5 protein-coding genes are annotated in these 3,955 nt (G+C 67.6%); all 5 read right to left on the minus strand.

Annotated features, from left to right (window positions below; translation table 11 throughout):
- Window positions 1-657 (minus strand): ABC transporter ATP-binding protein (locus L995_RS02675; RefSeq protein ID WP_047468891.1); only part of this gene is annotated, 657 nt, incomplete at its 3' end.
- Between the two features lie 28 nt (window positions 658-685).
- The gene (locus L995_RS02680; RefSeq protein WP_047216922.1) at window positions 686-1,570 is read right to left on the minus strand and encodes a carbohydrate ABC transporter permease; all 885 of its coding nucleotides are present in this window, start codon (window positions 1,568-1,570) and stop codon (window positions 686-688) included.
- Entirely contained in the window at window positions 1,563-2,435 is an 873-nt protein-coding gene (locus L995_RS02685) for a carbohydrate ABC transporter permease (protein WP_082001472.1), read from the minus strand. The genes L995_RS02680 and L995_RS02685 overlap by 8 nt, the downstream gene beginning before the upstream one ends.
- A gap of 14 nt (window positions 2,436-2,449) precedes the next feature.
- Entirely contained in the window at window positions 2,450-3,697 is a 1,248-nt protein-coding gene (locus L995_RS02690; protein ID WP_047468896.1) for an ABC transporter substrate-binding protein, read from the minus strand.
- On the minus strand, window positions 3,694-3,955 hold a 262-nt coding region (locus L995_RS02695; protein ID WP_047468899.1), incomplete at its 5' end, for an aldehyde dehydrogenase family protein. The genes L995_RS02695 and L995_RS02690, both read right to left, overlap by 4 nt.

Below are 3,955 nucleotides of genomic sequence, written 5' to 3' on the forward strand. Positions count from 1 at the left end.
CCGCGTCGTGCCCAGCTGCTGCAGCACCCCGCCCTTCATGACGGCGATGCGCGTGGCCAGGGTCATGGCCTCGATCTGGTCGTGCGTGACATAGATGATGGTGGCGCCCAGGCGCTGCTGCAGCTTCTTGATCTCGGCGCGCATGTCCACGCGCAGCTGGGCATCGAGGTTGGACAGCGGCTCGTCGAACAGGTAGAGCTGCGGCTCGCGCGCCAGCGCCCGCCCTATGGCCACGCGCTGGCGCTGGCCGCCCGACAGCTGGCGCGGCTTGCGCCCCAGCAGGTGCTCTATCTGCAGCAGCCTGGACACCTCCTGCACCCGCTCAAGGCGCCGCGACTTGTCCACCTTGCGCATCTCCAGCGGAAAGCCGATGTTGCCCGCCACGGTCATGTTGGGGTACAGCGCATAGGACTGGAACACCATGGAGATGTCGCGCTCGGCCGGCGCCGCGTGGGTGATGTCGCGGCCGCCCAGCGCCAGACGGCCGCCGCTGGGCGGCTCCAGGCCCGCGATGATGTTCATCAGCGTGCTCTTGCCACAGCCCGACGGGCCGACGAGGACCAGGAATTCGCCCTCCTGCACGGCAATGCTGATGTCCTGCAGGATGCTGGCCGCGCCGAAGCGCTTGTGGATGCGGTCGAGATCAAGGAATGCCATGGAATGCCTCACTGCAAGATGCTGGGCATCAGCCTTTGACGGCGCCGGCCATCAGCCCGCGCACGAAGAACCGGCCCGACACCAGGTACACGGCCAGCGTCGGCAAGGCCGCGATGAACGCCCCCGCGAAGTGGACGTTGTATTCCTTGACGCCGGTGCTGCTGTTGACCAGGTTGTTCAGCGCCACGGTCAGCGGGTAGGAGCTGAAATCGCTGAACGAGGCGCCGAACAGGAACTCGTTCCAGATGCTGGTGAACTGCCATATCGCGGCCACCACGACGATGGGCAGGCTGTTGGGCAGCAGCACGCGCCACAGCAGCCCGAAGAACCCCGCGCCATCCATGCGCGCCGAGCGCACCAGCTCGGCCGGGAAGGCCGCGTAGTAGTTGCGAAAGAACAGCGTGGTGAAGCCTATGCCGTACACCGTGTTGACGAAGACCAGGCCCTTGAGGCTGCCCGCCAGGCCCAGCGCCCCCAGCATCTTGGCCATGGGGATCAGCACGATCTGGAATGGAATGAAGACCGACAGCAAGATGGCGCCGAACAGCAGGTCCGCCCCCCGGAAACGGAACTGGGTCAGGATGCAGCCGTTGAGCGCGCCCAGGGCCGTGGACAGCAGCACGGATGGCACGGCCACCAGGAAGGAATTGAGGAAGAACGGCCGCAGCCCCGTGGCCTGCACGCCGATCTGCGCCGTGCTCCAGGCGCTGCGCCAGGGCGCCAGCGTCCACTGGCCGGGCAGCGCCAGCAGGTGGCCGCTGCGGATCTCGTCGAGCGGCTTGAACGAATTGGCCAGCATCACATAGACCGGCAGCAGGAAGACCGCCGCCAGCAGGACCAGCGCCGCATACAGCAGCACGCGCCAGGGCTGAAGCCGCCGTGTCAAGGACCAGGGTGTGCGCAGCTCAGTCATGGCGACCTCCTGCGCTGCGCATGGCGCCCCAGAGATAGGGCAGGACGATGGCGCCCACGGCCAGCAGCATCAGCACCGAGCTGGCCGCGCCCACGGCCATCTCGTTGCGGGTGAACGAGTACTGGTACATGAACACCGAGGGCAGCCAGGTCGAGCGGCCGGGCCCGCCATTGGTCAGCGCAATCACCAGGTCATAGGACTTGATGGCCATGTGCGCCAGGATCACGAAGGCCGATACGAAAACCGGCCCCAATTGCGGCAGGACGATGCGCCAGTAGACCTGCCAGGTGCGCGCGCCATCGAGCCGCGCCGCATGGATCTGCTCGGAGTCCACCCCGCGCAGGCCCGCCAGGAACAGGGCCATGGCAAAGCCGCTGGTCTGCCACACGGCGGCGATGACCACGCAGTAGATGGCCATGTCGCCGTCCTTGATCCAGCCGAACGCAAAACCCTGCCAGCCCAGCAGGTGCATGGATTTTTCCAGGCCCACGCCGGGGTCGAGCAGCCATTTCCACGCCGTTCCCGTGACGATGAAGGACAGGGCCATGGGGTACAGGAAGATGGAGCGCAGCACGGCCTCGGCGCGGATCTTCTGGTCGATCAGGATGGCCAGTACCAGGCCCAGCGCCATGGCAATGGCGATGTAGAGGCTGGCGAACACCGCGAGGTTGTTCGCCGAGATCTTCCAGTTCTCCAGCCCCAGCAGCCGCGTGTAGGCAGCGGTGCCGGCCCATTCATGGCGCGGCAGCAGGGTCGATGCCGTGAACGACAGATAGACCGTGAACAGAATGCATCCGTACACGCACACCAGCGTGAGCAGCACGCTGGGGCTGAGCAGCAGCCTGGGGAGCCAGCCGGCCTTCATGGCAGGGGCCTCCATCAGTCGGCCAGGGCCGAGGCCAGCTCGGCCACGGCCCTGGCATCGTCGATCTGGCCGTTGAAGTGGCGCGTGACCACGTCATAGATGGCGTTCTTGGCCGATGCGGCCGTCGCATGGCCCAGCGCAATGGAGCCCAGCATGCTGCGCCGGCCATCGGCCTCGGCCACGTCGCGGATGGCCTTTTTGCCGCATTCGTCGAAGGCCGTATCCGCCACGTCCAGGCGCGCAGGCGCCGCACCCTTGACGACATTGAACGCCGACTGAAAGGCCGGCTCCATGATGGCGGCCGCCAGCTTGCGCTGAGCGGCCGCCTTGCCCGCGTCGGACAGCCTGAACATCACGAACTGGTCGGTACTGAAGGCCACCATGCCCTGGGTGCCCGGGAAGCGATAGCAGGCAAAGTCCTTGCCGGGCTGCTTGCCGGCGTTGAGGAACTCGCCCTTGGCCCAGTCGCCCATGATCTGGAAGCCCGCCTTGCCGGCGATGACCATGCCCGAGGCCACGTTCCAGTCGCGCCCCGAAAAATCCTTGTCCACCAGGCTGCGGATCTGCGCCATGCGCTGGAATACCTTGCGCGTGGTCGCCGACCGGATGGTGGCCGGATCGCGCTCGATGAAGGCCTTGCGGTAGTAGTCGGCGCCGCCCGTGGACAGGGCCACGCTGTCGAATACGATGGCCTCCTGCCAGGGCTGGCCGCCATGGGCGATGGCGATGAAGCCGGCCTGGCGCACCTTGCGCGCCGCCGCGATGAATTCGTCAAAGCTCGCTGGCTCGGCCGTCACGCCCGCCTGGGCCAGCACCTGCCGGTTGGCCCACAGCCAGTTGGTCGAATGGATGTTGACCGGCGCCGCGATCCAGCGGCCCTGGTAGCGCGAGAATTTCTGCACCTCCTGCGGCACGCTCTTGTCCCAGCCCTCGCGCGCGGCCAGGGCATCCAGGTCGGCGACCACGCCCTGGCCGCCCCAGTCCAGGATGTCGAAGCCCAGCATCTGCACCGCCGTGGGCGGGTTGCCCGAGGTCACGCGGGCGCGCACCGCCGTCATGGCCGCCTCGCCGCCGCCACCGGCCACGGGCATGTCGTTCCAGCGCACGCCCTGCTTTTCCAGCCCGCTCTTGAGCAGGTTCAGCGCGGCGGCCTCGCCGCCAGCGGTCCACCAGTGCAGGACCTCGACGCTCTGCCCGGCCATGGCGGCCGGCGGTGTGGCAAGGGCCATGGCCATCGCCATGGCAGTCAGTGGCCGCTTCATGCCGTGTCTCCTTCGTGGATGGGCAGATACCAGTGGCTGCGCGCACCCAGGTGCATGTGCAGGGTCTTGGCCTGGGTGTAGTCCTCGGCGGCACGGCGGCCCAGCTCTCGGCCCAGGCCGCTTTGGCGGTAGCCGCCGAAAGGCAGCTCGGCATGGCCTTCGAGGAAGGTATTGACCCAGACCGTGCCGGCCTTGATGCGCCGCGCCGCCGCCAGGCAGGTGCTGAAGTCACGGCTCCAGACGGCGGCCGAGACGCGG

This window comes from Delftia sp. ZNC0008, from assembly GCF_000799035.1.
In the GTDB taxonomy this organism is placed as follows: domain Bacteria; phylum Pseudomonadota; class Gammaproteobacteria; order Burkholderiales; family Burkholderiaceae_C; genus Comamonas; species Comamonas tsuruhatensis.

Excerpts from the sequence above, each read along its gene's own strand:
- L995_RS02690 (WP_047468896.1), bottom strand. The coding sequence starts at position 3,697 with ATGAAGCGGCCACTGACTGCCATGGCGATGGCCATGGCCCTTGCCACA.
- L995_RS02685 (WP_082001472.1), bottom strand. The coding sequence starts at position 2,435 with ATGAAGGCCGGCTGGCTCCCCAGGCTGCTGCTCAGCCCCAGCGTGCTG.
- L995_RS02680 (WP_047216922.1), bottom strand. The coding sequence starts at position 1,570 with ATGACTGAGCTGCGCACACCCTGGTCCTTGACACGGCGGCTTCAGCCC.